The 24753-nt window shown below is 66.7% G+C and carries 25 protein-coding genes; 7 read left to right on the forward strand and 18 right to left on the reverse strand.

The annotated features are described in order from the left end of the window. Positions 1-2: 2 nt before the first annotated feature. From VPH47_RS12755 to VPH47_RS12765, 3 genes are all read right to left on the reverse strand, one after another. Positions 3-1229: an efflux RND transporter periplasmic adaptor subunit gene (locus tag VPH47_RS12755; RefSeq protein WP_110711943.1), complete on the reverse strand. Its 1227-nt coding sequence runs from the start codon at positions 1227-1229 to the stop codon at positions 3-5. Between the two features lie 91 nt (positions 1230-1320). Further along, complete coding sequence (locus VPH47_RS12760) at positions 1321-2091, reverse strand: SDR family NAD(P)-dependent oxidoreductase (protein WP_368850976.1); 771 nt, start codon at positions 2089-2091, stop codon at positions 1321-1323. Beyond that, positions 2088-2315: a hypothetical protein gene (locus tag VPH47_RS12765; protein WP_110714299.1), complete on the reverse strand. Its 228-nt coding sequence runs from the start codon at positions 2313-2315 to the stop codon at positions 2088-2090. The genes VPH47_RS12760 and VPH47_RS12765 overlap by 4 nt, the downstream gene beginning before the upstream one ends. Positions 2316-2462: 147 nt before the next feature. On the opposite strand from VPH47_RS12765, the gene VPH47_RS12770 reads away from it, so the two are divergent. Then, the gene (locus VPH47_RS12770) at positions 2463-3494 is read left to right on the forward strand and encodes a LysR family transcriptional regulator (RefSeq protein WP_005409107.1); all 1032 of its coding nucleotides are present in this window, start codon (positions 2463-2465) and stop codon (positions 3492-3494) included. Positions 3495-3671: 177 nt separating this feature from the next. Here the strand turns inward: VPH47_RS12770 and VPH47_RS12775 are convergent, their stop codons facing one another. From VPH47_RS12775 to VPH47_RS12800, 6 genes are all read right to left on the reverse strand, one after another. Next, positions 3672-4367 (reverse strand): OmpA family lipoprotein, encoded by a 696-nt coding sequence (locus VPH47_RS12775; protein ID WP_010484399.1) that lies wholly within the window; start codon positions 4365-4367, stop codon positions 3672-3674. A 139-nt stretch (positions 4368-4506) separates the two neighbouring features. Further along, complete coding sequence (locus tag VPH47_RS12780) at positions 4507-5922, reverse strand: deoxyribodipyrimidine photo-lyase (RefSeq protein WP_368850977.1); 1416 nt, start codon at positions 5920-5922, stop codon at positions 4507-4509. 89 nt (positions 5923-6011) lie between these two features. Then, positions 6012-6626 (reverse strand): inorganic diphosphatase, encoded by a 615-nt coding sequence (locus tag VPH47_RS12785; protein ID WP_368850979.1) that lies wholly within the window; start codon positions 6624-6626, stop codon positions 6012-6014. Between the two features lie 10 nt (positions 6627-6636). Further along, entirely contained in the window at positions 6637-7986 is a 1350-nt protein-coding gene (locus tag VPH47_RS12790) for a metallophosphoesterase (RefSeq protein WP_368851589.1), read from the reverse strand. Positions 7987-8000: 14 nt separating this feature from the next. Further along, complete coding sequence (locus tag VPH47_RS12795) at positions 8001-9116, reverse strand: phytase (protein WP_368850980.1); 1116 nt, start codon at positions 9114-9116, stop codon at positions 8001-8003. Further along, the gene (locus VPH47_RS12800; RefSeq protein ID WP_368850981.1) at positions 9116-11698 is read right to left on the reverse strand and encodes a TonB-dependent receptor; all 2583 of its coding nucleotides are present in this window, start codon (positions 11696-11698) and stop codon (positions 9116-9118) included. The genes VPH47_RS12795 and VPH47_RS12800 overlap by 1 nt, the downstream gene beginning before the upstream one ends. 167 nt (positions 11699-11865) lie before the next feature. Between VPH47_RS12800 and upp the strand changes: the two genes are divergently transcribed. After that, positions 11866-12498, forward strand: a complete 633-nt coding sequence (gene upp, locus VPH47_RS12805) for a uracil phosphoribosyltransferase (RefSeq protein ID WP_005409099.1) — start codon at positions 11866-11868, stop codon at positions 12496-12498. 111 nt (positions 12499-12609) lie between these two features. Here upp and VPH47_RS12810 read toward each other — a convergent pair whose 3' ends face one another. Both VPH47_RS12810 and VPH47_RS12815 read right to left on the reverse strand, forming a co-directional pair. After that, on the reverse strand, positions 12610-13089 hold the full coding sequence (locus VPH47_RS12810) for an SRPBCC family protein (protein ID WP_368850982.1): 480 nt from the start codon (positions 13087-13089) through the stop codon (positions 12610-12612). Next, the gene (locus VPH47_RS12815) at positions 13070-13429 is read right to left on the reverse strand and encodes an ArsR/SmtB family transcription factor (RefSeq protein ID WP_368851590.1); all 360 of its coding nucleotides are present in this window, start codon (positions 13427-13429) and stop codon (positions 13070-13072) included. The genes VPH47_RS12810 and VPH47_RS12815 overlap by 20 nt, the downstream gene beginning before the upstream one ends. 125 nt (positions 13430-13554) lie before the next feature. Here VPH47_RS12815 and VPH47_RS12820 point away from each other — a divergent pair, with 125 nt between their 5' ends. Then, the gene (locus VPH47_RS12820; RefSeq protein WP_110711935.1) at positions 13555-13848 is read left to right on the forward strand and encodes a PsiF family protein; all 294 of its coding nucleotides are present in this window, start codon (positions 13555-13557) and stop codon (positions 13846-13848) included. 82 nt (positions 13849-13930) lie between these two features. Here the strand turns inward: VPH47_RS12820 and VPH47_RS12825 are convergent, their stop codons facing one another. The 6 genes from VPH47_RS12825 to rsmD all read right to left on the reverse strand — a co-directional run bounded on the left by VPH47_RS12825 (position 13931) and on the right by rsmD (position 18746). Beyond that, positions 13931-14818: an MBL fold metallo-hydrolase gene (locus VPH47_RS12825; protein ID WP_110711934.1), complete on the reverse strand. Its 888-nt coding sequence runs from the start codon at positions 14816-14818 to the stop codon at positions 13931-13933. 120 nt (positions 14819-14938) lie between these two features. Next, the gene (gene ggt / locus VPH47_RS12830) at positions 14939-16669 is read right to left on the reverse strand and encodes a gamma-glutamyltransferase (protein ID WP_164162395.1); all 1731 of its coding nucleotides are present in this window, start codon (positions 16667-16669) and stop codon (positions 14939-14941) included. Continuing rightward, positions 16666-16947 carry a YfhL family 4Fe-4S dicluster ferredoxin gene (locus tag VPH47_RS12835; protein WP_004153175.1) on the reverse strand — a complete coding sequence of 94 codons (282 nt, stop codon included), beginning with the start codon at positions 16945-16947 and terminating at the stop codon, positions 16666-16668. The genes ggt and VPH47_RS12835 overlap by 4 nt, the downstream gene beginning before the upstream one ends. Positions 16948-17079: 132 nt before the next feature. Beyond that, a complete protein-coding gene (locus VPH47_RS12840; RefSeq protein ID WP_004153167.1) occupies positions 17080-17571 on the reverse strand; it encodes a hypothetical protein in 492 nt (163 codons plus the stop codon). A 60-nt stretch (positions 17572-17631) separates the two neighbouring features. Then, positions 17632-18141, reverse strand: coding sequence for a pantetheine-phosphate adenylyltransferase (gene coaD / locus VPH47_RS12845; protein WP_014036814.1), 510 nt, complete (start codon positions 18139-18141; stop codon positions 17632-17634). Positions 18142-18167: 26 nt separating this feature from the next. Beyond that, positions 18168-18746: a 16S rRNA (guanine(966)-N(2))-methyltransferase RsmD gene (gene rsmD, locus VPH47_RS12850; protein WP_049423552.1), complete on the reverse strand. Its 579-nt coding sequence runs from the start codon at positions 18744-18746 to the stop codon at positions 18168-18170. A gap of 652 nt (positions 18747-19398) precedes the next feature. Between rsmD and htpG the strand changes: the two genes are divergently transcribed. After that, positions 19399-21288, forward strand: a complete 1890-nt coding sequence (gene htpG, locus VPH47_RS12855) for a molecular chaperone HtpG (protein ID WP_368850983.1) — start codon at positions 19399-19401, stop codon at positions 21286-21288. Positions 21289-21469: 181 nt separating this feature from the next. Here htpG and VPH47_RS12860 read toward each other — a convergent pair whose 3' ends face one another. Then, positions 21470-21769, reverse strand: a complete 300-nt coding sequence (locus VPH47_RS12860; protein WP_368850984.1) for a hypothetical protein — start codon at positions 21767-21769, stop codon at positions 21470-21472. 129 nt (positions 21770-21898) lie between these two features. Here VPH47_RS12860 and ftsY point away from each other — a divergent pair, with 129 nt between their 5' ends. The 3 genes from ftsY to VPH47_RS12875 all read left to right on the forward strand — a co-directional run bounded on the left by ftsY (position 21899) and on the right by VPH47_RS12875 (position 24724). Further along, on the forward strand, positions 21899-23242 hold the full coding sequence (gene ftsY, locus VPH47_RS12865; protein WP_368850985.1) for a signal recognition particle-docking protein FtsY: 1344 nt from the start codon (positions 21899-21901) through the stop codon (positions 23240-23242). Positions 23243-23324: 82 nt separating this feature from the next. Further along, a complete protein-coding gene (mutY, locus tag VPH47_RS12870; protein ID WP_110711929.1) occupies positions 23325-24449 on the forward strand; it encodes an A/G-specific adenine glycosylase in 1125 nt (374 codons plus the stop codon). A gap of 5 nt (positions 24450-24454) precedes the next feature. Continuing rightward, positions 24455-24724: an oxidative damage protection protein gene (locus VPH47_RS12875; RefSeq protein ID WP_004153160.1), complete on the forward strand. Its 270-nt coding sequence runs from the start codon at positions 24455-24457 to the stop codon at positions 24722-24724. Positions 24725-24753 lie beyond the last annotated feature (29 nt).

A 24753-nucleotide genomic window follows, 5' to 3' on the forward strand; every position in this document is an offset into this window, starting at 1 on the left:
GATCAGTGGTTCAGGGCGGCGGTGGCATCGCGGCCCGGTGCCGGCGCCGCAGCCTGTGGCTGCATCGCCACGGCCTTGGCCTGCACCGGCATGCCCGGCATGAAGACCTTCTGCACGCCATCGATGATCACCTTGTCGCCGGCGGCCAGGCCGTGCTCGACGATACGCAGGCCGTCGGCGGTGCGGCCGAGCTGGATGTCCCGGCGCTGAGCCTTGCCATCCTTGTCGACCACGTACACGTACTTGCGGTCCTGGTCGGTCAGCACGGCCTTGTCGTCGATCAGCAGCGCCTGGAACTGGCCGCTGCCGAGCAGCTGCACACGGGCGAACAGGCCCGGGGTGAACTGGCGGTCGGCGTTGTCCAGCAGCGCGCGGACACGGATGGTGCCGGTGCTGCGCGCCACCTGATTGTCGAGGAAGTCGACCTTGCCGGAGTGCGGGTAGCCCTCTTCACCGGACAGGCCGACCTTCACCGGCAGGTCGCTGTCACGCTCGCTCGGGCGCTCGCCCTTGCGCGCCATCTGTGCGTAGCGCAGGAAGGTGCTTTCGTCGGCATCGAAGTAGACGAACACGGTATCCAGCGAGACCAGCGTGGTCAGCACGCTGGCGCTGTCGCCGGCGGTGACCAGGTTGCCGGCGGTGACCATCGCGCGGCCGGCGCGGCCGTCGATCGGTGCACGCACCTTGGTGAACTCCAGGTTTAGGCGGGCCGCATCCAACGCAGCCTGCGCCGCCTGCACGGCGGCACCGGACTGGTCGGCGGCAGCGCGACGCTGCTCGGCGGTCTCGGTGGAGATCGCCTGCTGCTCGGACAATCGCTTGGCACGCTCGGACTCGCTGCGGGCCAGCGTCGCCTGGGTGCGGGCGCGGGCGAGTTCGGCGGCGGCGCGATCGTACTCGGCCTGGTAGCTGCGCGCGTCGATGGTGAAGAGCACTTCGCCCTTCTTCACTTCCTGGCCTTCGACATAGTTGACCTTGTCGATGTAGCCGGACACGCGCGGGCGCAGTTCAACGCTCTGTACCGCTTCGACGCGGCCGCTGAACTCGTCCCATTGGCTGACCTGCTTGACCAGTACCGGCGCGGCACTGACCTGCGGCGGCGGCGGTGCACCGGCTTCTTCGGCATGGCCGCCGCTGCAGGCTGCAAGCACGGCCGCGGCGAGGATCGACACGCCGACCATCGCGATGCGATGGCCGAAACGATGTGGGGTGGTGTTGGGGGAAGTCATGGCATGCATCCGTACGGAGGGGTGGTACAGCTATATGAGAACGTGTTGCAAAAATCGGCGGCGCATACTGCGACCTCAACCATGGTCGAGGTCAAGCAACGCCTGCGGTGTCGCGCCAGAGCGGAGGAATTTCCAGGCGCAGGAGACCGCGCGGCAGTTCGGCATCGCTGCTGTCACAGCGGACGATGGCGCGGTTGTCGCGACACCCATCGAGCAGCGAGACCACGCGGCGACCGACCAGCAGCGAGCTGGGCCACTCGATGCAGGCGTTGGCCGCGTTGGCTGGGGTGCACACCGGGCTGCAGACTTCCAGCATCTGCGCGCGCACGCCCAGTGCCTGGGCTTCCTGGTGCACCACCTGCGCGTACATACGCAGCGCGGCAGTGGTGATCGAGGTTTCGCCGTAGCCCGCCCATGGCTTGGCATTGGCCGGACTGCCGATCATCACGTAGCGGCGCGCATGCACGTTGTCCTGCAGCAGCGGCAGCAGATGACGCACTGCGTGCACGTGCGGCATCAGGTCGGCCTGCATCGCACCGAGCAGCTCGTCGCCGGTGCGGTCAGTCACCCGGCCGCGACGGTAAGGGCCGCCCATTGCGGCGATCACCGCGGCCAGCGGACGCGGGCGATGCGCGATGCGTTCGGCCAGTGCCCGCGCCGAGCCATCATCACTGAGCGAACCCAGCACGGTTTCCAGGCCCGGCTCATCGGCGAACTGCTCATGCAGCGCCGCCAACCGGCCCGGATCGCGCCCGACCACCAGCACCGGGCTGCCGGCCTCCAGCAGGGCGCCGACCACGCCCTGGCCCACGGCACCGGTGCCACCGAGGACCAGAACTTCGGGCGTCAGTATCCCATTCACGGGACATTTCCTCCCAAATCCGGGATAGTCCCAATTCGACGCAGCCGGTCACCCTTGTGCGGAACCAGGCGGATGGCACCGCCACGCTGTTGACGCATGGGCGCGGTAAACTCCCGGAAATCCTTGTGCACCAAGGAACTCGGACGGGCTTCAACGGTCATCGCCAGGTCCAGGGTACTCTGGCCGGCGTTCCGGAGACGGGCAAGAATGTTGCGCAGGCTCATGGCGAACGGGCTCCAAATAACGAATGGCGCCACGATAGACCTCAAACCTTTACTTGATTAGTCCTGATTAAGGGGAATAATCATCCCGCTCCCGGTCCAATCGTTCTGTCACGATTGTCCCATCCCCGACGTCCAGGATCCCCGACCATGTCCCACGATCTCAACGAGACGCTGATCTTCGTCAAAGTGGTCGAGCAAGGCAGCTTCATTGCCGCTGCCAAATCGCTCGGCCTGCCCAAGACCACGGTCAGCCGCAAAGTGCAGGAGCTGGAAACCCGCCTGGGTGCGCGACTGCTGCACCGGACCACCCGCCGCCTTGGCCTGACGGAGGCCGGCTCGATCTATCACGAGCACTGCCAGCGCATCGCACGCGAGCTTGAAGAAGCCGAGAGCGCGGTGAGCCAGCTGCAGTCCGGTCCGCGCGGCTGGCTGCGCTTCACTGTGCCTTACTCGATCGGCATCACCTGGATTGCGCCGCTGCTGGGCCAGTTCCATGCGCAGTATCCAGAGATCCGCTTGGACATGCACATGGGCAACGAGAAGCTGGACCTGATTGCAGGTGAGGCGGACCTGGCCCTGCGCGTGGGTGCCCTGCCCGATTCCAACCTGGTGGCGCGCAAGCTCGGCAGCCTGCGCACGCAGGTGTTCGCCAGCCCGGCCTACATCGAGCGCTATGGCGAGCCGCTTCATCCGGAAGAGCTGCAGTTCCATCGCATCCTGGCGATGCGCAAGCCGTACCACACCGGCAATTCGCCGCGCTTCACCTGGCAGTTGGGCGAGAACGGTGGCGAGCTGCGTGACTTCCCGGTCACCCCGCTGATGACCGCCAACGACATGTCCGCGCTCAATGGTGCGCTGGTGTGTGGCGAAGGCCTGCTGTTGACCGGCGATGTGATGGCCAAGCCGTTCGTTGAGTCGGGCATGGTGCGCCGTGTGCTGGCTGGCTGGACCGGGCCGGAAGTGGACTTCAACGCCGTGTTCGCCGGTGGCCGCCTGGTCTCGCCGAAGGTGCGGGCGTTCGTCGACTTCCTGGTCGAGAAGCTCAACTTCGACGCCAACTACATGCTGGCGCAGTGCCCGGGCGCGAAGCTGGCGCAGCAGCAGAAGGAAAAGGAAGACGCCGCGCTGGAAAGCAGTGGCAAGCGCATCTTGGAGAAGGTCGCGGCTTCGGCGGCGTAATCCACAACGATGCCGTGCGCCAATTTCCTGGTAGATGCCGACCTTGGTCGGCGCCGTTCGGAGAAGCCGCGACCGGGAGCGCTATCGGCGTGCCGAGCAAGCTCGGCACCTACAGAAAATGCCGCCTGCAAGGGCGGCATTTTCGTTCCGGCTACGCCGGAACCGTAACGCTACGCGTTACTGCTTCAGGGGAATCACGCGGATCTCGACGCGGCGGTTCTTGGCGCGGCCGGCATCGGTGCTGTTGTCGGCAATCGGGTACGACTTGCCGGCGCCCAGCGTTTCGATACGCACGCTCTGCACGCCCTGGCCGATCAGGTACTGCGCGACCGAGTCGGCGCGTTCCTTGGACAGGCGGTTGTTGACCGCGTCGCTGCCGATGCTGTCGGTGTGGCCAACCACTTCGATCATGGTCTGGTTGTAGTCACGCAGGGTACCCGCGACGCCATTGAGCGAGCCGTAGAACTGCGGCTTCAGGGTCGACTTGCCGAAGTCGAAGGTGATGCCATCCGGCAGGTTCAGCATGATGTTGTCGCCCTGGCGCTGCACATCGATGCCGGTGTTGGCGGTGCGCTCGCGCAGTGCGCGTTCCTGGCGATCCTGGTACTGGCCGACAGCGGCACCGCTGAGTGCGCCGATACCGGCACCGATCAGCGCGTGCTGACGGCGTTCGGTAGCGCTGTCGCCCGTCAGCAGGCCAGCGGCCACACCGATGGCGGTGCCGATCAGTGCATTGCGGCCGGTGCGGTTCTGCTGCTCGGTCGGGTTGCCATACTGGTCACTCTGCACATAGGAGCCGCCGGTGGCGCAGGCCGACAGGACGGCCGCACTCATCAGGGCCAGTGCGACGTTGCGGGTGGTGTTGCGGATCATGGGGTTCTCCTTGGTTTCCGATCGGCCGGCGGCTTGCGGGCGCAAAGAGAATAAACAGCCCGATGCGATGCCGGAATGATGATCCGGCACGCCGACAGGGCCGCGTTCAGCTAACTGACCGGATTACTCAGCCCGCACTTTACCCTGCTCCCGACTGCCGGTAGGCAGCCAGCGCGGCATCGCGGCCGGCGGCCAGATCCACCAACGGGGTGCGCGGATAGCCCGGGGCATGCACCGCCAGCAGCAGCGGATGCTGCCAGGGCGCGAAGCGTGCCTTCACCGGCAGCGCCGCCAGTTCGGGCACCCAGCGGCTGATGTAGCGGGCCTGGGGGTCGAACTTCTCGGCCTGGGTGACCGGATTGAACACGCGGAAATACGGCGCGGCATCGGCACCGGTTCCAGCCACCCATTGCCAGCCCATCGTGTTGTTGGCCAGGTCGGCATCGACCAGCGTGTCCCAGAACCAGCGCGCGCCATGCAACCAGTGCGCGCGCAGGTGCTTGCACAGATAGCTGGCCACGATCATCCGCACCCGGTTGTGCATGTAGCCGGTGTGCCAAAGCTCACGCAGGCCGGCATCGACGATCGGCACACCGGTGTTGCCGCGCTGCCAGTCGTGCAGCTGTACGGCACTCGGCGTGGCCCATGGGAAACGGTCAAAGCGCGGGTTGAGGTTGTCGATCGGCGTCTTCGGGAAGTGATGCAGCAGGTGATAGGCGAAATCACGCCAGCCGAGCTGGCGCAGATAGCCGTCGATGTCGGCGTCGGTGCCGGCACTGCGCAGTCCTTCCAGCGCGTGGGCGATGCGCCACGGCGCGATCTCGCCGAAATGCAGGTGCGGCGACAGTCGCGAGGTACCGACCCGATCAGGTAGGTCGCGCTGCTCGCGGTAACCGCGCAACGCGCCGTCCTCGAACACGGAAAGTGCCTCCAGCGCACCAGCCTCGCCCGGCTGCCAGTGCTCCCAGAAGCCGGTATCCCAGTCCAGCGTAGGCGCTAACCGCAGCTCGTCCAATGCGAGGCTGTCGGCGGTGTGCGCCGCCAATGCCTTCGGCGCGGCCTGCAACGCGGGCAGGCGCCAATGACTGAGCACGTTGCGCCAGTACGGCGTGAACACCTTGTACGGCTGGCCCTGCTGGGTGGCGATGTCCCACGGCTCGAACAGCAGGCTGCCATTGCAGCTCTGCGCGTCGATGCCCTGCTCGCGCAGCGTACGCTTGATGGTGGCGTCGCGAGGCTGGGTGGCCGGCTCGTACTTGCGGTTCCAGTACACCGCCTGGGCGCCGGTCTGCTCGATCAGCAACTGCAGGGTCGGCAGACTGTCACCACTGCGCAGCACCAGCGACGAACCGCGCACGCGCAGGTCGGCATCCAATGCGCCCAGTGAACGATGGCGCCACGCATCGGAGGCCGCGCCAGGCACCCACTCGCCTTCCTCGTGCGGCGCATGGATGTAGACCGGCACCACGTCGTGGCCCGCGTCCAGCGCGGCCTGCAGGGCCGGATTGTCCTGCAGCCGCAGATCGCGGCGGAACCATACCAACGCTACCGACACATGCACCGCCTTCGTTGTGGAAGGCGGATATGATAGCCAGCGGCGGTGAAGGAGATGCGCGCAGGCGGCCATCCACGTAAGGCGTGGATCTACTGTTTGAACCGCTCCATCGCTTCACTGATCAGCGCGCGGGCTTCGGCGGCATTGCCCCAGCCGTTGAGCTGCACCGGGTTGCGCCCGGCCGGCAGGTCCTTGTAGACCCGGAAGAAGGCTTCGATGCGCTGGCGCTCGACCTCCGGCAGATCCGCCAGGTCACGGATGCTGGCGTAGGTCGGGTCGACCTTGTCGGTCGGCACGCCGATGATCTTCTCGTCGTGCTCGCCGCCATCGATCATCTTCAGGTAACCGATCGGCCGGAAGCGCACGATCACGCCTGGGTGCAAGGGTTCGCGGGTCAGCACCAGCGCATCCAGCGGATCGTTGTCACCGGCCAGGGTGCGCGGCATCGAGCCGTAGTTGGCCGGATAGGCCACCGGCATCGACTGGAAGCGATCCACGTGCACCAGACCGTCTTCCTTGATCTCGTACTTGGTGAAGCTGCCGGCCGGAATCTCCACCGCCAGATTCACCTCCTGCGGGGCCTGCTTCGGCTGGGCGACCAGGAACGGATGCAGCACGGCATCGGCTGCGGCCACGGCACTGGCCAGCAGCAGCAGGGCAGCACCGATGGCAGCGAGAGGAAGGATGCGTCGGGACGTGGTCATCGGCATCCCTTCATTCCCAGCAACGGTCGGCGCGACCCTTGGCGGTCTGCGCGCGCGGGCAGTCGCGTGGCGTGATGCGGCCTTCGGTCAGCTCCGTGCGCTGCTTGCCACCCTTGGCATCACGGCGCAGTTCGAAGGCATCGTAGAGACGGCCGGTCACGGTACGTGCTTCATAGCGCAGGTGTTGCGGGTCGATGTTCAGCACCTGGAACAGCTGGGTATCTTCGGCCACCGGATCCATCGTCCTGCGAGCTTCGTCGGAAAGGCGGTACTGCTTCGGCCCGGCCACGGTCACCACGTACTGCGGCGTCGCAGCCTGCCCCTCGCCACGACGGCCATAGGTGTGATCGTGGCCCTGCAGCACCAGATCGACGTTGTGGCGGCGTACCACCGGCAACAGCACGTCACGCAGCGCGGCGTTCTCGCGCCCTTCGCGCGGCGAGTAGAACGGCTGGTGCAGCAATACGATGGTCCACGGCTGCGGGTTGCCGGTCAGGACCTTGTCCAGCCACTGTGCCTGCGCCTTGGCCGTGCCGAGATCGAGTGCCGAGGTGCCATCGACCACCGCCACGCGCACGCCCTGCGCATCGAACCAGTAGCTGGTCTGCTGCGCGGCGGCGGCGCCATTGCCCGGCAGCGCGAAGGTCATCGGCCAGTGCCGGCCCAGCACGCGGCGCTCCTGCGGGGTGTCCTCGAATTCCTCGAAGTACTCGTGGTTGCCGATGGCCGGGGCCACCAGCGTTTCCTGCGCCAGCCAGCCGGTGGCGGCAAACCACTCGCCCCACTCGCTGTCATCCATGTTGTCGCCGCCACTGACCAGGTCACCGGCGAACAGGCTCACGCGCGCCTGCGGTGCAGCCTTCTGCGCGGCACGCACCACGCGGCTGACATGGCTGACGTTCTTGTTCTGGGTATCACCGAAATACAGCAGGGTCAGCGGCTGGTCGGCCGCGGCCAGCGTACGCAGCTGGTTCCAGGCACTCCAACTGCCATTGCCCTGCACGCGGTAGACGTACTGGGTGTCCGGCTGCAGGCCGCTGATGTCGGCACGATGATGGTGCGACAATCCGTTCTCCGTCTGCAGCGCGCGGGTCGTTGCGCGCACCTGGCGGATGCCCTCGATGGCCGGCGAATCCCCGGCCAGGGCGATTTCCAGCAGCGGCGCCTGCACGCTGCCATCGGTACGCCAGGCCACGGCGAAACCGTGGCTGGGATCCACCGCCGGCGAGGCGACGATGCGGTCCGGCACCGTCGTCGCTGCGTAGTGGCGGCTGCCCGCCGGCACCTGGGTATTCGGCTCTGCCGCCGCAAACGACAGCGACGGCAGCGCCAGCAGCAGGCCCAGCGCCAGCGCGCGCATCACGCACTGCCGGCTCATGCGCCACACTCCAGCGGCAGCGCGAGCTGCTTGGCGATGCTCTCCCAGTCGAAGGCCACCACGCCCTGGTCGTCATGCACCGCATACAGCGCACCGTGCGGGAAGCGCGTGCTGGGCTGCTGCATCATCCAGATGCCATCGGTGTTGGCCACGGTGTTGCCCTGGAACGCGCCGACCGGCTTCAGCGTGTGCCGGTCGAACAGGTGGAACACGCTGCGTTGCTTGCCCTGCTCGGTGGTGATCCACCAGCCGTCCTTGCCGCAGGTGCGCAGGGTCACGCCTTCGGCCTGCGCCTTGAACACGTCGCGGCCGAACGTGGTGCCGGTGAAGCGTCCGGCCAGGGTGTAGACCTTGAACTCGCTGGCGTAGCTCTCGTCCTCTTCGGCGATCAGCAGTCGGTCGTTCTCGGGGTCGCCCCAGATCGACTCGACCACGCGCAGCGCACCGGCTTCGGTGGTATCGCCGATGCTGGCCACCAGCTTCGCCTCGACCTTCGCGCCGTCGCGGGTCACGTGGTACTGGCGTACGCGCTTGTCCAGCTCGGCCAGCGGCGGCAGGATGTCACGCCCCTGCGCATCCTCGCCGTTGTCCCAGGAATCGGTGACGTAGACGCTGTAGCCATCGGCACAGCGGTCGACCCACAGCCCGTACGGCTTGCGCAGGTCGTCCGCAGCGAACGTCGCCAGCGGCGCGAAGTTCGGCAGGCTCAGCACCTGCACGCGGTGATTGTCGCGCTCCACGATCCACAGCAGGTCGTCGATCACCGCGATGCCGTTTGGGCGGTCGAACTGCCCCGGTGCGGTGCCGCTGCTGCCGACGTCACGCAGGTGCTGGCCGGTGCTGCCGTCGTAGACCACCAGCTTGTCGGTGGCCTTGGCGGTGGCGATCAGCCACAGCGCGCCGTCCGGCGCGCGCCAGGCCGCCGGCGAGTCGATGTTGTCGGCCGGGGTCATCGGTGACAGGAAGGCTTCGGCGATGGTGGTCACCGTGCGCGCGCCCCCGGCTTTCGCTGCCGTGGGGGCCACGGCCGGATCGTTGCTGGTCGCCGGCCTGCAGCCGGCGGCCAGGGTCGCCGCGAGCGCGACCGCCAGGACGGTGATGCCACGCCCCATCACAGTGCCACCTTCAGGCCGAGCGCGTAGGTACGACCGTATTCTTCCATCTGCAGGGTGCGCGAGCGCGTGCCCTGGTACAGCTCAAGCGGCTTGTCCAGCAGGTTCTGTGCTTCGAAATACATGCTCACCCGCGGGGTGAACTTGTAGTCCAGCGAGAAATCGAGCTGGGTGTTCGACGCAACGAAGATATCGAAGGCACGGCCGGCACCAAGGGTATCCAGATACTCACTGCGGTGCACGGCCGCCACACGGGTGCTCAGTCCGTACTTCTCATAGCCGATGTGCGCGCTGTACACGTTCTTCGAGGCACGCGGCAGGGTGAAGTCCTCACCGGCGCGCTTGGCCAGGCCCGGGTCGAAATCAGTGTCCAGCCAGGTGCCGCTGGCACCCACCAGCAGGCCATCCCAGCCGGCCGGCAGGAACGACAGCTGCTGCTGCCAGTTGAATTCGGCGCCGCGCACCTTGGCCTTGTCGCCATTGATCGAGGTCACCACCGGCAGGCCGTCGTAGATGCCGTCGGTGCCGCCCTGTCGGACCTGCACGATGTAGCCGTCGATCGACTTGTGGAACACGCCCAGCGAGAGGATGCCGCTGTCGCCGATGTACTTCTCCACCGACAGGTCGATATTGGTTGACTCGTACGGATCCAGCTCCGGGTTGCCCAGGCGCACTTCATTGTCGTTGCGGGCCAGGCCAATGCGCGGCGAGGCATCGCCGAAGCCCGGGCGGGCCACCGTCTTGTTGGCGGCGAAGCGGAACACCCAGTCGTCGCTGGCGTCGTAACGCAGGTGCAGCCCCGGCAGTACGTTGTTGTAGCTCTTGCTGGCGGTGACCCGGGTCGCGGTGTAGGAGCGCCCGTCCTTGGCCACGTCCACGCGATTGCCGGTGGCGCTGAAGCGGGTGTTCTCCACACGCACGCCGCCGATCACGCGCAGCGCACCGATGTCCCAGGTGCCCATCGCATAGCTGGCGAACACGTCTTCGCGCGCGGTGTAGTCGCCTTCCAGAGACGTCGCGGCGTTGCCACCGACGTCCTGCGGACGGGCGCTGTATTCGCCACTGTGCTGCGACCAGTAGCTGCGCATCACCGAAGAGTCCATGCCCTGCCCCATCGGGCCGTGGCGGTGTTCCGGCGAACCGGTGGTCCAGTCGCTGAGCTTGATCGCCGGGCCCACGCGCAGCGACGCCTCATCGACGTTCACGTCACGGTCGCGCCAGCGTCCGAGCAGGCCGAACTTGTAGCTGCTGTTGTCGCCGTCGAAGCGGATGTTGACCTGCGCGCTGCGCTCCTCGTCGTCCACCTTCTTCGGCTTGGCCACCACACGGTCGAACTTGTAGTTGGCGTTGTCCAGCCACTGGTCGTTGTCGAAGGTGTAGGTGGGCAGGCGGCTGCGCTGGTCCAACGTGCCATTGAAGACCTTGCCGTTGAGCTTGAAGCGCGACTCGATCTCGTCGTCCACGCGTTCTTCGGTGCGGGTATAGCCGATCTTGTAGTCCAGCACCGCGTCGGTCAGCGTGTTCTCGCCACCGAGGCTGGCGGCAAAGGTGTTCTCTTCCTTGGTGCGGTAGCGCATGCGCTTGTCGATCGAATCCTTCGGCATGCCGGCCAGTCGATACTGGTCGGTGCCGGTGGCGATCATGTCGGCGTTGTTGAAGTTGAAGATCACGCGCTGGCGGGTTTCGGCATCGTCGAACTGGCTGTACAGCGTGCGCAGGTAGTAGCGACTGTCCTCGTTCGGGCGCCAGTCGAGATTGAGGTTGGCGCCGATGCGCTTGCGCTCGATCTCGTACTTGCGGTTCTGCAGGTTCAGCGCGGTGATTTCGCCTGGACGGGTGGTGGTCAGATCCTTGTTGCCGCTGACATCACCGTATTCCACTTCGCTGTTGTCCGATTCGAACGTCCGCTTCTGGTAGTTCACGCCGGCGGCGATGCCGAAGGTGTTGTTGAACACTTCGCTGTAGTTGAAGGCGGCCTTCGGGCTGGTCTCGCCCGAAAGCTGCTGGTGGCTGCCTTCGATCTTGGCGCGCAGGCTGCGGCCATCACGATCGAACGCCGAAGCGGTCTCGACCAGGATCGCGCCACCGATGGCATCACCCGGCATGTCCGGGGTCGGCGATTTGACCACGCGCAGGCGCTCGGTCGAATCGGACGGGATCACGTCCATCGGTGCGGCGCGGCTGGAGTTGTCCGGGGTGCCGATGGCGATGCCGTCGACGCTGACGCTGTTGAGGTTGGCATCCAGTCCGCGCACGACCACGTAGCGGCCTTCGCCCTGGTCGCGGGTCACACTGATGCCCGGCAGGCGCTGCAGTGACTCGGCCACGTTCTTGTCCGGGTACTGGCCCAGGGCATCGGACGACACCGCGTCTTCGATCGCGTTGCTGCTGCGCTTGAGGTCGACCGCACGGATCTGCGCCTCGAGCTGGGCGCGCACTTCGATGCGGTCCAGATCGACCGCATCGGCGGCCACGGCGCCGGTGGCGGCAATCGCCTGCTGCCCGGCGGCCTGCAGCGGTGCTGCGGCCCCCATCGCCAGGGTCAGGGTGATGGCAACGGCCAACGGAGTCTTGATATGCACTGGGAATCCCCATTCCTGTTAAGAATGGGTCTGCACGGTATGTCCGCAAGGTTGCATGGCAATGACATGCATCTGCACATTTCGCGTACCAGGGCCACGGCCCGGTTTGGGGTTCGGCCCGCCGATCCGGCAAAATGGCGCCCTCTCTCCTTTTCCCCTTCCCGACCATGAAGATCGTCGAAGTGCGCCACCCGTTGGTGCAGCACAAGATCGGCCTGATGCGCAATGCCGCGCTCAGCACCAAGGATTTCCGCGAACTGGCCAACGAGCTCGGCACCCTGCTGGCCTACGAGGCCACTGCCGACCTGGACACCGAGCCGCACACCCTGCCCGGCTGGGCCGGCCCGGTCACCGTGCAGCGCATCGCCGGTGCCAAGATCACCGTGGTGCCGATCCTGCGCGCCGGCCTGGGCATGCTCAGCGGCGTGCTGTCGCTGATCCCGGCAGCACGCGTCAGCGTGGTCGGCCTGCAGCGTGATGAGGAAACCCTGCAGCCAGTGCCCTACTTCGAGCGCCTGACCGGCCGCCTGGAAGAGCGCGACGCGCTGATCCTGGACCCGATGCTGGCCACCGGCGGCACCCTGATCGCCACCATCGACATGCTCAAGCGGGCCGGTGCCCGCCGCATCAAGGGCATCTTCCTGGTGGCCGCGCCGGAAGGCATCGAAGCGGTCAAGGCTGTGCACCCGGACGTGGAGATCTACACCGCGGCCATCGATGCCCAGCTCAACGACAAGGGTTACATCCTGCCGGGCCTGGGCGATGCCGGCGACCGCATCTTCGGTACCCGCGTCGGCTGAACCGCCGAACCGGGGTCAGAGCCCTTTCGTGCCGAAAGGGATCTGACCCCAACACCGCGGGGGTCGGATCCCTTTCGCAGAAAGGGCTCTGACCCCATCCCGGATGCCGGCCTACAGGCCGGCTGCGAAGGCTTCCAGCTGGCCGATGACGGTGTTCCAGCCGTCGAAGAAGCCCAGCTGCTCATGCTGATCACGCAGGGCCTTGTCCGGATGCATCACCCGCGCGGTGTAGCGGCAGCCCGGCCCCTCGTCCTCCATGGTGATGATGGCGGTGAAGCCCAGCCAGGGTGACTGCGGCCGCCAGCCTGCGCCCAGCATCGAGGTGAACACCAGGCGCTGCTGCGGCACGATCTCCAGGAAGCTGCCCGGATTGTCACTGCTGCCGCCATCAGGGCCCTGCATGAAGGTGTGGAAGGCCCCGCCGGGGCGCAGGTCGAATGCACGCACCTCGGTTGTCCAGGGCTTCGGGCACCACCACTGGCGCAGCAGTTCCGGGTCGGTCCACGCACGCCACAAGGCGGCGCGCGGTGCGTTGAGCACACGGCTGATGACCAGATCGGTGTCGGGGTTGTTACCTGCGTCTGCGGCCATGGGCCTGCTCCTGTCGGTGAAGGGATTCGACGAAATCGACCATGCGGTCGGCGCGCGCCTCCCACATGGCACGCTGTTCGGCCAGCCATTGCTCGGCCTGGCCCAGCCGCGCCGGCACCAGTTCGCAGGTGCGTATGCGCCCCTGCTTGTGGCTGCGCACCACGCCGCTGCGTTCCAGCACGGCCAGATGTTTCATCAGCGAGGGCAAGGCCATCTCGAACGGCTCGGCCAGCATCGACACCGTGCGCGGCCCCTGCCCCAGCGCGGCCACGATCGCGCAACGGGTCGGGTCGGCCAACGCGTGGAAGATTTCCTGGATGGTGGGATCATACTTACCCATATGGCTAAGTAATACGCCGATCTGAATGCCGATGCAAGCGGTCATGGCCGAACCGCGATTCTTCACGTGGCCTTGCCGTGTGGAAGCGAATGCTCCGCGCACCCGCCACCGCTTGGAGCACACCGATGAAAGCCTCTTTCCTGCTGGCCGCCGTCCTGCTGGTCAGCCTGCCCCTGGCGGCCAACGCCACCACACCGCAGCAGCAGCGCATGGCCGAATGCTCGGCCAAGAACAAGGGATTGAAGGGCGATGCCTACAAGACCGCGCAGAGCTCCTGCCTCAGTGGCCATGCCGCCGACGCCAAGCCGGTCAATGCACAGCAGGAACGCATGCGCAAGTGCAACGCCGACGCCGGCGCCAAGAAGCTGGCCGGTGATGCGCGCAAGACCTTCATGAGCAGCTGCCTGAAGGCGTCGTAGCAATCACGTCCGGGTAGAACGCCATCCACGCATGGCGTGGATCTACCCGCACACGAAGGCCGGGCATTGCCCGGCCTTTTCATCAACCGAGGGCGCGCGCCTTCAGCTCGCCCTGTTCGTGCAGGGTCACGAAACGCCCCTTGTCGTCACGGCCCAGCTGCGCCAGCGCCACCTGCGGATCGTGGGTGAAGAACAACCGCACGTTGCGCGCCAGCTTGTCTTCAAGGAACTGCCGCTTCTCGTCGATCAGCAGCTCGGCGTTGCGGTCGTAGCCCATGGTGATCGGCACGTGCACCCATGAACGCCCGGGAATCAGATCGGCACAGAACACCACGCCACCGTGCGCACCCTCGCCGGCATGCGCGTGACCGACGATCTCGGCCAGCATCAACCCAGGCGTATGCCCGTCGCTGTAGCTGAAGCGCACGCTGCGGCCGAGCGCCTTCGAGTACTCCCCGTCCACCACTTCCAGACGGCCACTGGCCTGTAGCAGCCCAGGCAGCTCCGGAATGAAGCTGGCCCGATCGCGCGGGTGCGGCTGCAGAGCGCGCTGCCAGTGCTGTGCACCAACCACATAGGTCGCATTGGGGAACAGCAGTTCCGGCTCGCGTCCTTCGCTCCACGCCGCCAGCAGTCCACCGGCATGATCGAAGTGCAGGTGGCTGAGTACCACCACGTCAATGTCTTCATGCTCGAAGCCGGCTTCGCGCAGCGAATCGATCAGCACGTGCTGGCTTTCCTGCACGCCGTAGCGCTCGCGCATGCGCGGATCGAAGAATGCACCGATGCCGGTTTCAAACAGCACCGTCTTGCCTTCCAGCGGGCTGGCAAGCAGCGCACGGCAGGCCAGCTCGATGCGATTGAGCTCGTCAGGTGCCGCCCATTTTTCCCACAACGCACGCGGCGCGTTGCCGAACATCGCGCCGCCATCAAGGCGCTGCGAGTTTCCACGAATAGACCAGAGTTTCATGTGTCGATTATCGGCGCCGGCTCGTTAAATAATCGCTAGAAAGGAAACTGAAAACCCCGCCGGCAAAGGCGGGGTTTCAGGGATCTGCCAGATTGCCGGCCAGCGGCCGACGCTACCGTATCAGCGTGCTGGTACGACCTGGGCGCTGCCCACCGGGTTCCGGGGATCGCTGCCGCCGAACAGCGTGTTCGTCTTGCGGTCCCATTCCACGGTCTGCAGGTTGCCCCACACGTGACTGGACCCACGGCCGCCTGCGGCGACATCGCCGGGCAGGTCGATCTTGTGACCCATCGCCTGCAGCTGCTTCACCGTCGCCGCGTCGAACGCATCGTCCTCGGCTTCGATCAGGTCCGGCAGCCACTGGTGGTGGTAGCGCGGCAGCGCGGCAACCTGCTGCGCATCCAGGCCGTCGTCGTAGCCGAGGATGCCCAGCAGCACCATGGTGATGATGCGGCTGCCACCCGGGGTGCCCAGCACCACCACCTTGTCGGCGTTCTCCATGAAGGTCGGCGTCATCGAGCTGAGCATGCGCTTGCCCGCCTTCGGCGCATTGGCTTCATAGCCCATCACGCCGAACGCATTGGGCGTACCCGGCTTCAGCGCGAAGTCGTCCATCTCATTGTTCAGCAGCACGCCGGTGCCCTTGGGAATCAGCCCCGAGCCGTACAGCAGGTTGACGGTCTGGGTGGCGCCGACGCGGTTGCCGTCGCGATCGATGATCGAGAAGTGCGTGGTCTCGTCGTCTTCCAGCGGCGTCGGGTTGCCCGACAGCAGGTCGCTGGGCGTGGCCTTCTCCGGATGGATGGTCGCCCGCAGGCCCTGTGCATAGTCCTTGCTGGTCAGCACCTTCTGCGGGATCTGCACGAAGTCCGGATCGCCAAGGAAGAAGGTGCGGTCACGGTAGGCGCGGCGCATCGATTCCACCACCAGATGGGTGCGGTGCGCCGGGTCCATCTTCCTGATATCCCAGCCTTCCAGGATCTGCAGCATGCTGGCCAGCGCGATGCCACCGGACGACGGCGGCGGTGCGGTGGTGATCTTCCAGCCGTTGTAGTTGAACACGATCGGTTCACGCTGCTTCACGCGGTAGCCGGCCAGCTCTTCGGCGGTCCACTTGCCGCCGGCCTGCTTCACGCCGGCCAGCAACAGCTTTCCGGTCTGGCCCTTGTAGAAGCCATCGAAGCCACCCGCGGCCAAGCGCTCCAGCGTCTGTGCCAGCTCCGGCTGCTTGAACAGGTCGCCGGTGGCGATCGGCTTGCCATTGCGCAGGTAGACCTCGCGCGTGCCGGGATAGCGCTCCATCACCTCTCGGCGAGAGGCATAGCCCTTGGCCATGCGGTCGTACACCGGGAAACCTTCGCGCGCGATGCGGATCGCCGGCTGCAGCGACGCCGACAGCGGCAGCTTGCCATGCTTGGCCGACAGTTCGACCAGAGCTGCGGGCAGGCCCGGAATGCCAGCCGACCACGCGCCGTTGACCGAGCGGTCACGGTCGAGGTTGCCCTGCTTGTCGAGGAAGGCCTGCGGGGTTGCTGCAGCCGGCGCGGTCTCGCGCGCGTCCAGCATCACGTCCTTGCCGGTGGCCGCATCATGCAGCAGGAAGAAGCCGCCACCGCCCAGGCCGGAACTGATCGGCTCGACCACCGCCAGCGTGGACGATACCGCCACCGCGGCGTCGAAGGCGTTGCCGCCCTGCGCCAGGATATCGATGCCGGCCTGGGTGGCCAGCGCGTGGCCGCTGGCAATGGCCGCGCCATCGGGGCGCTCGGCACGGGCCGGGCTGTCGGCCCAGGCAATTGGACTCAGCAGCAGGCCGAGCAGCAACAGGCGGCGGACGATCAACGTCTTCATTCGGATGGTGGCTCCGCATAGAGTTCGGGGTGATCGTGCTGCAGCTGGCGCAGCTTGGCCAGCAGCTGGTCTTCCGTTTCCACGATCTCCGGGTCCGGGTCGATGCACTCGACCGGGCAGACGACCACGCACTGTGGCTCGTCGAAATGACCCACGCATTCGGTGCAGCGCGCAGGGTCGATCACGTAGATGGTTTCACCCATCGCAATGGCCTGGTTCGGGCAGGCCGGCTCGCATACGTCGCAGTTGACGCAGAGCTCGTTGATTTTCAGCGACACGGCGATACTCCTCGCCCGCGCCCTGGGACAAAGGACCGGCCAGCGCGGGCGCGCGGGCCGGTCAGGTCATCAGCGGCGCCCTTGCAGGACGCCGCCCGGGCCATGCCGCAGCATGGCCGCCATGGCTCGGTATTACTTGGCTTCGACGAAAATGTACTCGGCACCGGTCGGCTGGATCGCAGCCTGCACACGGGCGTTGTCGGCCGACTGGCCGATGAAGACGACGCGCACGCCCTTCATCGAATCCGGCGACACGTCCTTGAACACGGCCTGGATCATGTCAGCCATCTTGCCCGAGGCCGACGAACCGAAGGCCAGCATGTTGCCCGGCTGCACGCCACGGGCCACGGCCTGGGTCGCGCTCTCGGTCTGGCGCTCGTACTTGGCCTGGAAGTCCGGATCCGATTCCGGCGAGAGGTAGTACAGGAACGGGCTGTTGGTGATGTTGCCCATGTTCTGGATCGCCACTTCCTGCAGGTACTTCTTCCAGCCTGCATCGTCGTCCTTGGACGGAGCGACCAGGGCCTGCTTGGCCTCGTCGACCGGAGCGGCCTCTTCCTTCTTGCAGGCGGTGAAGGCCAGGGCCAACGAAGCGATCAGCATCGCGCGCATGGTGGTGTTCATGGGTTTCCTCCCGGAATGGTGCGTGGTGTTGTACGTAATGGGGTGCGGGTACAGCGGGGCTTACGACTGTGCCGACTTCGCTTCGCGGACCTTGCGCAGGGCTTCGAGCACCGCGGCCGGCACAAAACCGGACACGTCGCCGCCCAGGCGTGCGATCTCGCGGACAAGCGAGGACGAAATGAAGCTGTGCTGCTCGGCCGGGGTCAGGAACAGGGTCTCGACCTCGGGGATCAGGTGGCGGTTCATGCTGGCCATCTGGAACTCGTACTCGAAGTCGGACACCGCGCGCAGGCCGCGCAGCAGTACCCCGCCCTGGACCGAGCGTACGAAATGGGCCAGCAGGGTATCGAAGCCGATGACCTCGACATTGCCGTGGTGGGCCAGCGCGCCACGCGCCAGCTGCACGCGCTGCTCCAGCGGCAGCGCCGGGCCCTTGGACGGGCTCTGCGCCACGCCGACCACGACCTTTTCGAACAACGGCGCGGCGCGGCTCACCAGGTCGATGTGACCGTTGGTGATCGGGTCGAACGTGCCGGGATAGACGGCGATGCGGCGGTTGGCCACGGTCATGGGCGGATGCAGATGTTCAGATGAGGTCAAAGTGTAGCAGTGGCGCGGCGGTACAGGGCAAAGCGCACCTCGCGGGTGCCGCCCTCGCGGTGCAGCAGCCAGTCCGGCGGCAGCACCGGCACGTGGCCGGCCGGCGATTCCAGGTACAGCCAGGCATCGGCGGCCAGGTGCCGGGGCAGCTGGGCCAGCACGTCCTGCCACAGGCCATCGGCGAACGGTGGGTCGATGAAGACCAGATCGGCCTGCTGCGCGGGCGCGCCCTGCAGCCAGCGCAGGGCATCGGCCTGCACGACGCTGATCTGGTCGCTGGCCTGCAACTTGGTCACCGCGGCGGTCAGATTACGCCCCAGCTGGGCATCGCGCTCGACCAGGGTGGCGTGGGCGGCACCACGCGAGACCGCCTCCAGGCCCAGCGCGCCGCTTCCGGCGAACAGATCCAGCACCCGGGCCCCGCCGAGCCTGGGCATCAGCCAGTTGAACAGGGTTTCGCGTACGCGGTCGCTGCTGGGCCGCAGGCCCGGCAGGGTCGGCACCGGCAGGCGGGTATTGCGCCAGCGCCCGCCGATGATGCGGACCTGGCCGTCATTGCCCCCACGGCCGCTCATCGGCGCCCCCGGCGGGAGGTATTCGAGAATTTCAGCATGAGCGGGATTGTAGTTCGGCCGGGCTTTGCCCGGCACCCGTCGAAGCCACGGCAACGGCCGAAGCAACAGCAACAGCGGGCATTCCTTGGGATGGCGGGGTGGGTCCGGTCGAGGGGGGCGCTGCAAGTACGTCCATGTAAGCTCGGTCGCCGCATCCATGCGGCTCACGCCCCCTCAACCGGACCCACCCCGCCTTCGACAGTTTCCTGCGAGCTGTCGGAACGTCATCTTGGGGTCAGATCCGTTTTCCTGCGGAAAACGGATCTGACCCCAGATTTATTTGGATATCTGACAGAGGTGTCGACCAAGGTCGACACCTACCAACAGCCGAGTGAACCTGTCGAAGGCGGGGCGGTGTGGGTTGGCAGGACCGTTGGCGCCATGGATGGCGCCATCGAGCCCCCATGGACGGGTTTACGGCGTGTCCTGCCAACCCACACCGCCCCGCCATCCCACGGAATGCCCGCTGTTGCTGTTGCTTCGGCCGTTGCTGTGGCTTCTGCGGGTGCAGGGCGCAGCCCTGCCAGAACAACCCCTTGATTTCGGGACAATCAGCCATACCCCTTGGCGAGGCCGCACGCGCTGGCGCGGCATTGCACACGGAGCCTTATCGATGACCGAGACCACCCAGACCGAAACCCTTGGCTTCCAGACCGAAGTCAAGCAGCTGCTGCAGCTGATGATCCACTCGCTGTATTCCAACAAGGAAATCTTCCTGCGCGAGCTGGTCTCCAACGCCGCCGATGCCGCCGACAAGCTGCGTTTCGAGGCCCTGACCCAGCCCGCCCTGCTGGAAGGCGACAGCGAACTGCGCGTGCGCGTCAGCTTCGACCCCACCGCCCACACCATCACCATCGAAGACAACGGCATCGGCATGAGCCGCGCCGAAGCCATCGCCCACCTCGGCACGATTGCAAAGTCCGGCACCGGCGACTTCCTGCGCCAGCTGTCCGGCGACCAGAAGAAGGATTCGCAGCTGATCGGCCAGTTCGGCGTCGGCTTCTACAGCGCCTTCATCGTCGCCGACGAAGTGGAAGTGACCTCGCGCCGCGCCGGCCTGGCTGCAGGCGAAGGCGTGCGCTGGACCTCGCGCGGCGAAGGCGATTTCGACGTCGCCACCGTCGACAAGGCCGAGCGCGGCACCCGCATCGTGCTGCACCTGAAGGACGGCGAGCACGACTTCGCCGATGGCTGGCGCCTGCGCAGCATCCTCAAGAAGTACTCGGACCACATCGGCCTGCCGATCCAGATGCCGAAGGAGGGCGAAGAAGGCGCCGCCGGTGAGTGGGAGACCGTCAACCGCGCCAGCGCGCTGTGGACCCGCCCGCGCACCGAGATCAGCGACGCCGAGTACACCGAGTTCTACAAGCACGTGGCGCACGACCACAGCGATCCGCTGGCCTGGAGCCACAACAAGGTCGAGGGCAAGCTGGAGTACACCTCGCTGCTGTACGTGCCGGGCCGCGCACCGTTCGACCTGTACCACCGCGATGCGCCCAAGGGCCTGAAGCTGTACGTGCAGCGCGTGTTCGTGATGGACCAGGCCGAGCAGTTCCTGCCGCTGTACCTGCGCTTCATCAAGGGCGTGGTCGATTCCAACGACCTGTCGCTGAACGTCTCGCGCGAGATCCTGCAGTCCGGCCCGGTCATCGATTCGATGAAGGCGGCGCTGACCAAGCGCTCGCTGGACATGCTGGAGAAGCTGGCCACCGACAAGCCGGAGCAGTACGCCACGTTCTGGAAGGAATTCGGCCAGGTACTGAAGGAAGGCCCGGCCGAGGACTACAACAACCGCGAGAAGGTGGCCGGCCTGCTGCGCTTCGCCTCCACCCGTGGCGACGGCGATGCGCAGACCGTGTCGCTGGCCGACTACCTCGGCCGCATGACCGAAGGCCAGGACAAGATCTACTACCTGACCGGCGAGAGCTACAGCCAGGTGCGCAACAGCCCGCACCTGGAAGTGTTCCGCAAGAAGGGCGTGGAAGTGCTGCTGCTGACCGACCGCATCGACGAGTGGCTGATGGGCTACCTGACCGATTTCGATGGCAAGGGCTTCGTCGACATCGCCCGTGGCGACCTCGACCTGGGCGCGCTGGAAAGCGAGGCGGACAAGCAGGAGCAGGAAGCGGCGGCCAAGGACAAGCAGGGCTTGGTCGAGCGCCTGAAGACGGTGCTGGGCGACGACGTGGCCGAAGTGCGCGTCTCGCACCGCCTGACCGATTCGCCGGCGGTGCTGGCCATCGGCGAACAGGACCTGGGCCTGCAGATGCGCCAGATCCTGGAAGCCAGCGGGCAGAAGGTGCCGGACAGCAAGCCGGTGCTGGAGATCAACCCGGGCCACCCGCTGATCGCCAAGCTCGATGCCGAAGCCGATGGCGCGCGTTTCGACGACCTCGGCCGGGTGCTGTTCGACCAAGCTGCGTTGGCCGCCGGTGACAGCCTGAAGGATCCGGGTGCCTACGTGGCGCGCCTGAACAAGCTGCTGCTGGAGCTGTCGGTCTGATCGACAGATCGGGTGCCGGGCAGCGCTTGGCGATGCTCTGGTAGGTGCCAACCTTGGTTGGCACTGCTGCCCGGGTAGAGGCCAACCTTGGTTGGCGCCCCAAAAGCGTGCCAACCAAGGTTGGCACCTACCAGGGGGCGAGCGTGTCAACCAAGGTTGACACCCACCAAAGCCGGGCGGCTCAGACCTCGCGATCCAGCAGCGAACCCAACATCTGGTCCTGGCGGCGGATCACCGCGGCATTGGCGGCGAAGGCCACGACCTCGGCTTTTGCGGCCAGCAGATCACCCAGCGGCGCGCCGGCATCGGCGCCGGTGGACGTCACCGAAGCCTGCACCCCACCCTGCTCGGTGGCATTGCGCTGCAACTGCAGGTGCTGGGCATCCGGGGTCGCCAGGTTGGCCACGTTGTGCGCGGCCACCTGCACGCCCTGCTGGGCCGCACGCATCCCGCTGAGGGCGAATCCCATCACGTTGTTCATGGCGGTCTCCGGGCCGCCTCGCGCAGCCCTTCGGACCGGTTAACGGCCGGTGGGCCGCGACCTTGAGTCCACATCGGCCCGACAGGCCCGAGTGGTAGCATATCCCTCTGATTTCAGCGCCTTTTGCCAATGCTCAGTTTTTTCCGCCGCAAGAAGCCCCAGGATGCCCCCGCAACGGAGGCTCCAAAGACCCAGCACTACTCGGCTGAAGAGCTGGCGGCGGCATTCCCGTCGGCCGCGCCGGTCGAGGACAAGGAACCCGCGCCGGTAGCTGCGCCGGCCGCACCTGCCCCCGCTGAGCCGCCCGCGGCAGCGGTCGCCCCGGTAATGGTCGAACCCACCCCGGTGGCTCCCGCTCCGGTGGTCCCGGCCGTCCCGGCCCCCATTGCCCCGGCCCCGGCCCCGATCACGCAGATCGACGTCGCCCCTGTCGCTGCCCCAACCACCGAGCCGGTGCCTGCCCCGCTGCCGGAACCCGCTCCTGCACCGACCCCGGCGCCGGTCTCCGACGACCTGCCTGCCGCCGCCTCGGTCGACGCCGTTCCGGCGCCTGCCGGCAAGCCCGGCTGGCGCGAACGCCTGCGCAACAGCGTCATCGCGCGCAGCTTCGGTGGCCTGTTCTCGCGCAACCCCAAGCTTGACGACGACCTGCTGGACGAGCTGGAAACCGCACTGATCACCGCCGACGTCGGCGTGGGTGCCACCACCGATCTGGTCGAGGGCCTGCGCAAGCGCATGAAATCGCGCGAGTTCGCCGACGCCAATGCGCTGCTGGCCGCGCTGCGCGCCGAGCTGATCGCAATCCTGCAGCCGGTGGCCAAGCCGCTGGTGATCGACCGCAACGCCAAGCCCTTCGTGGTGCTCACCGTCGGCGTCAACGGCGTCGGCAAGACCACCACCATCGGCAAGCTGGCCAAGCGCTTCAAGGACGATGGCCACAGCCTGATGCTGGCCGCCGGCGACACCTTCCGCGCCGCCGCCGTGGCCCAGCTGCAGGCCTGGGGCGAGCGCAACGGCGTGGCCGTGGTCGCGCAGGGGCAGAACGCCGATGCCGCTTCGGTGGCATTCGACGCGCTCCAGGCCGGCAAGGCCCGTGGCACCTCGGTGCTGATCGCCGATACCGCCGGCCGCCTGCACACCCAATCCGGCCTGATGAACGAACTGGGCAAGATCCGCCGCGTGCTCGGCAAGATCGACCCCACCGCCCCGCACGAAGTGCTGATGGTGATCGACGGCACCACTGGCCAGAATGCGCTGTCGCAGCTGCGCCAGTTCAATGCCGCAGTGAACGTGACCGGCCTGGTGGTGACCAAGCTGGACGGCACCGCCAAGGGCGGCGTGGTGTTCGCACTGGCCCGCGAGTTCGGCATTCCGATCCGTTTCGCCGGTATCGGCGAGCGCCCGGAAGACCTGCGCGTGTTCGACCCGGAAGCTTTCGTCGACGCCCTGCTGCCCGAAGCGCTGGGCGCCTGATACACCGTGCAGCCACGCATGGCGTGGCTCTACTGCAATCCAGTAGAGCCACCCCACGGGTGGCTGCCTCTCTGGAACACCAATGCCCCGCCAGCCGCACGCCAGCGCCAAGACTGCCCGGGAAGACGGTTTCGTCGCCCGCCTGCTGCACTGGTTCGACGACCACGGCCGCCACGACCTGCCCTGGCAGCACCCGCGCAGCCCCTATCGGGTCTGGCTGTCGGAAATCATGCTGCAGCAGACCCAGGTGAGTACGGTCATCCCGTATTTCCAGCGGTTCCTGCAGCACTTCCCGACCCTGCCCGACCTCGCCGCCGCCAGCAACGACGCGGTGATGGCGCAGTGGGCCGGGCTCGGCTACTACGCCCGCGCACGCAACCTGCATGCCGCTGCGAAGCGCTGCGTGGAACTGCACGACGGCGACCTGCCGCGTGATTTCGATGCATTGCATGCCCTGCCCGGCATCGGCCGCAGCACCGCCGGTGCGATCCTCAGCCAGGCTTGGAACGACCCGTTCGCGATCCTCGATGGCAACGTCAAGCGGGTGCTCAGCCGTTACCACGGCATCGAGGGTTTCCCCGGGCTGCCGGCCATCGAGAAGCAGCTGTGGGCGATCGCCGAGGCGCACGTGGCGCAGGTGCCGAATGGGCGCATGGCTGACTACACCCAGGCGCAGATGGACCTGGGCGCGACGGTGTGCAGCCGTGCCAGACCCGCCTGCGTGATCTGCCCGCTGCAGGACGACTGCGTGGCGCGCCGCGAAGGCCGCACCACCGAACTGCCGACACCCAAGCCCAGCAAGACCCTGCCCGAACGGGAAGCGGTGGCCCTGCTGCTGCGCGACCCCCAGCAGCGCGTGCTGCTGCAGAAGCGGCCGGACACCGGCATCTGGGCGCAGCTGTGGACGCTGCCGCAGGCCGATGCCGGCAGCGTGCTGCAGGACTGGTTCGACGTGCACGTCGACGGCTCGCTGGAAGAGGCCGAAGAGCTGCCAATACTGCAGCACACCTTCAGCCACTACAGGCTGCATCTGCAGGTACTGTCGCGGCAGGTGCACGGCCTGCGCGTGGAAGAACCCACGCTGCGCTGGGTTGCCGCCGACGAGCTGCCCACGCTGGGCCTGCCGGCACCGATCCGCAAGCTGCTCGACGGCGCCACCATCAAGGCGCCGAAACGAATCTCCAAGAAATCCCGCAACCACGAGTGAGTGCCATGTCCCGAACCGTCTTCTGCCAGTACGAACAACGCGATGCCGAGGGCCTGGACTTCGTGCCCTACCCCGGCGAACTGGGCCAGCGCATCTTCAACAACATCGGCAAGCAGGCCTGGGCTGCGTGGCTGGCGCACCAGACCATGCTGATCAACGAGAACCGCCTGTCGCCGCGCACGCCGGAGCATCGCGCGTTCCTTGAAGGCGAACTGGTCAAGTTCCTGTTCGAGAAGGACGCGGAAAAGCCAGCCGGCTTCACCCCGGAAGCCTGACACACAGGTAATGCCGGCCAGCCGCCGGC

This window comes from Stenotrophomonas sp. WED208 (genome assembly GCF_040984485.1).
Lineage (GTDB): Bacteria > Pseudomonadota > Gammaproteobacteria > Xanthomonadales > Xanthomonadaceae > Stenotrophomonas > Stenotrophomonas riyadhensis.

Coding starts and splice junctions, on each gene's coding strand:
- VPH47_RS12755 (WP_110711943.1), bottom strand. CDS start 1,229: ATGACTTCCCCCAACACCACCCCACATCGTTTCGGCCATCGCATCGCG.
- VPH47_RS12765 (WP_110714299.1), bottom strand. CDS start 2,315: ATGAGCCTGCGCAACATTCTTGCCCGTCTCCGGAACGCCGGCCAGAGT.
- VPH47_RS12770 (WP_005409107.1), top strand. CDS start 2,463: ATGTCCCACGATCTCAACGAGACGCTGATCTTCGTCAAAGTGGTCGAG.
- VPH47_RS12775 (WP_010484399.1), bottom strand. CDS start 4,367: ATGATCCGCAACACCACCCGCAACGTCGCACTGGCCCTGATGAGTGCG.
- VPH47_RS12785 (WP_368850979.1), bottom strand. CDS start 6,626: ATGACCACGTCCCGACGCATCCTTCCTCTCGCTGCCATCGGTGCTGCC.
- VPH47_RS12790 (WP_368851589.1), bottom strand. CDS start 7,986: ATGCGCGCGCTGGCGCTGGGCCTGCTGCTGGCGCTGCCGTCGCTGTCG.
- VPH47_RS12795 (WP_368850980.1), bottom strand. CDS start 9,116: ATGGGGCGTGGCATCACCGTCCTGGCGGTCGCGCTCGCGGCGACCCTG.
- upp (WP_005409099.1), top strand. CDS start 11,866: ATGAAGATCGTCGAAGTGCGCCACCCGTTGGTGCAGCACAAGATCGGC.
- VPH47_RS12810 (WP_368850982.1), bottom strand. CDS start 13,089: ATGGCCGCAGACGCAGGTAACAACCCCGACACCGATCTGGTCATCAGC.
- VPH47_RS12815 (WP_368851590.1), bottom strand. CDS start 13,429: ATGGGTAAGTATGATCCCACCATCCAGGAAATCTTCCACGCGTTGGCC.
- VPH47_RS12820 (WP_110711935.1), top strand. CDS start 13,555: ATGAAAGCCTCTTTCCTGCTGGCCGCCGTCCTGCTGGTCAGCCTGCCC.
- VPH47_RS12825 (WP_110711934.1), bottom strand. CDS start 14,818: ATGAAACTCTGGTCTATTCGTGGAAACTCGCAGCGCCTTGATGGCGGC.
- ggt (WP_164162395.1), bottom strand. CDS start 16,669: ATGAAGACGTTGATCGTCCGCCGCCTGTTGCTGCTCGGCCTGCTGCTG.
- VPH47_RS12840 (WP_004153167.1), bottom strand. CDS start 17,571: ATGAACACCACCATGCGCGCGATGCTGATCGCTTCGTTGGCCCTGGCC.
- coaD (WP_014036814.1), bottom strand. CDS start 18,141: ATGACCGTGGCCAACCGCCGCATCGCCGTCTATCCCGGCACGTTCGAC.
- rsmD (WP_049423552.1), bottom strand. CDS start 18,746: ATGAGCGGCCGTGGGGGCAATGACGGCCAGGTCCGCATCATCGGCGGG.
- htpG (WP_368850983.1), top strand. CDS start 19,399: ATGACCGAGACCACCCAGACCGAAACCCTTGGCTTCCAGACCGAAGTC.
- VPH47_RS12860 (WP_368850984.1), bottom strand. CDS start 21,769: ATGAACAACGTGATGGGATTCGCCCTCAGCGGGATGCGTGCGGCCCAG.
- ftsY (WP_368850985.1), top strand. CDS start 21,899: ATGCTCAGTTTTTTCCGCCGCAAGAAGCCCCAGGATGCCCCCGCAACG.
- mutY (WP_110711929.1), top strand. CDS start 23,325: ATGCCCCGCCAGCCGCACGCCAGCGCCAAGACTGCCCGGGAAGACGGT.
- VPH47_RS12875 (WP_004153160.1), top strand. CDS start 24,455: ATGTCCCGAACCGTCTTCTGCCAGTACGAACAACGCGATGCCGAGGGC.